Origin of the sequence: Streptomyces sp. PU-14G (genome assembly GCF_041028275.1) — a bacterium.
Taxonomy (GTDB): domain Bacteria; phylum Actinomycetota; class Actinomycetes; order Streptomycetales; family Streptomycetaceae; genus Streptomyces.
In genome coordinates this window covers 1-1,847 of record NZ_JASKYT010000638.1, presented here as the reverse complement: position 1 = coordinate 1,847, position 1,847 = coordinate 1, and the positions used below count along the sequence as shown (strand labels likewise).

Annotated in this window: 2 protein-coding genes; one reads left to right on the top strand and one right to left on the bottom strand. The window is 74.9% G+C overall.

Translation table 11 applies throughout. From position 1 onward, the window contains the following. Window positions 1–48 precede the first annotated feature (48 nt). On the bottom strand, window positions 49–564 hold the full coding sequence (locus AB8Z75_RS34290; RefSeq protein ID WP_369208954.1) for a DUF1203 domain-containing protein: 516 nt from the start codon (window positions 562–564) through the stop codon (window positions 49–51). Window positions 565–823: 259 nt separating this feature from the next. On the opposite strand from AB8Z75_RS34290, the gene AB8Z75_RS34285 reads away from it, so the two are divergent. Then, window positions 824–1,847: CaiB/BaiF CoA transferase family protein (locus AB8Z75_RS34285; RefSeq protein ID WP_369208952.1), on the top strand; the 1,024-nt coding region annotated here is incomplete at its 3' end.

The following is a 1,847-nucleotide window of genomic DNA, read 5'->3' as shown; positions in this document are numbered from 1 at the left end:
GTCCGGGCGCCGCCCCCGCTCCCGGCCCCCGAGCACCCGCGCTCCCGCTCATCGCGGTGCCGCGCGCCGCGTCTCGGTGTGGAAGCACCCGAATTCGACGGCGCGCACGTGCACCGCCGCCACGCGTGGGTCGGCGTACAGCCGGGTCAGGCTCTCCTCGATCGTCGGTGCGCCCGGCCGCCGCTCTTCCACCAGAAGTCCGCCCAGGATGCGGCCCTCGGCGGAGTAGGCGCGCAGGGCCCGGCGGTCGCCCCGCATGGCGTCGGGGTAGCCGCCGTCCAGGCCGCCCGCCCAGCCGCCGCAGTCCTCCGGGTGGATGAAGACCGGCCCCACCTCGTCGTAGGGGCCGGGTTCGGCGCCGGTCTCCCGGGCCCAGCGGCGCAGCGGTGCGTAGGAGACCAGGCACAGCGTCTCGCCCGGGCCGCTCCGTCGCAGGCAGCACCGGAGGGGGGTGCCGCCGTCGGTGTCGGTCACGGTCCGGGGCGGGGCGCCCGCGTCGTCGCGCGTCCGCAGTTCCGCGAGGGTCTCGGGGGTGAGGGCCAGGATCGTGTAGTGCGTCGTCATGGGCCCGAGCCTCGCCTGCGGGCCGCCGGGCCGCTGGCGCCATCCGGACGTGGCGTTCGCCGCGCCTCACACCCGTGGGCCCGCGCTGCGATTCGCCGCGCCTCAGGCTCGTGGGCCCGGGGCGGAACTCGCCCCGCCTCCCATCCGTGGGCCCGCGCCAAAAGTGGTGGCGAACCTGTCCGCGAGGGCTTGTGGAATGGGGGCGGTGTCCATAGCATCCTTGGTGTTACATCAGTTGTGTCACAGTGCTGGGGGCTCGATGGCGGCAGCGCGCGAAGCGGCGGCGCACGAACCGGTCCGCGGCCCGCTGAGCGGGGTGCGCGTAGTGGAGCTGGCCGGGATAGGGCCAGGGCCTTTCGCTGCCATGACGCTCGCCGATCTGGGCGCCGACGTCGTCCGCGTCGACCGTCCGGGTGGCGGCTCGCTGGCCATCCCGGCGGAGTACGACGTGACGAACCGCAACAAGCGGTCCGTTCTGCTCGATCTGAAGGCCGAAGAGGGCCGCGAGGCCGCCCTCGCGCTGACCGACCGGGCGGACGTGCTGATCGAGGGGTTCCGCCCCGGGGTGGCCGAGCGGCTCGGTGTCGGCCCGGACGACTGCCTCGCCCGCAATCCGCGCCTGGTGTACGCCCGGATGACCGGCTGGGGGCAGGAAGGGCCGCTCGCCGAGCGCGCCGGGCACGACATCGGCTACATCGCCGTCACCGGGGCCCTCGGGATGACAGGACCCGCCGAGGGGCCGCCCGTCGCCCCGGCCAACCTGCTGGGCGACTACGCGGGCGGCTCCCTCTACCTCGTCATCGGCGTCCTGTCCGCCCTGCACCACGCACGCGGGCCGGGGGGCGAGGGACAGGTCGTGGACGCGGCCATCGTGGACGGCACCAGCCACCTCACCTCGATGATCCAGGGGATGCTCGCCGCGGGCGGCTGGCAGGACCGGCGGGCGGCCAACCTGCTGGACGGCGGCTGCCCCTTCTACGGCACCTACGCGACGTCCGACGGTGGCTTCATGGCGGTCGGCGCACTGGAGCCGCGGTTCTACGCGCGCTTCGCCGAGCTGCTCGGCCTCGGCGACGAGGCGCCGTCCCGTGCGGATCCGGCCGCCTGGGGGGAGTTGCGGGAGCTGATCGCCGCCCGGTTCGCCTCGCGTACGCGCGCGGAGTGGACCGAGGTCTTCCAGGACTCCGACGCCTGTGTGTCCCCCGTGCTCTCCCTCACCGAGGCGCCGGCCCATCCGCACCTGGCGGCTCGCGGTACCTACCTGGAGCACGACGGCATCACCC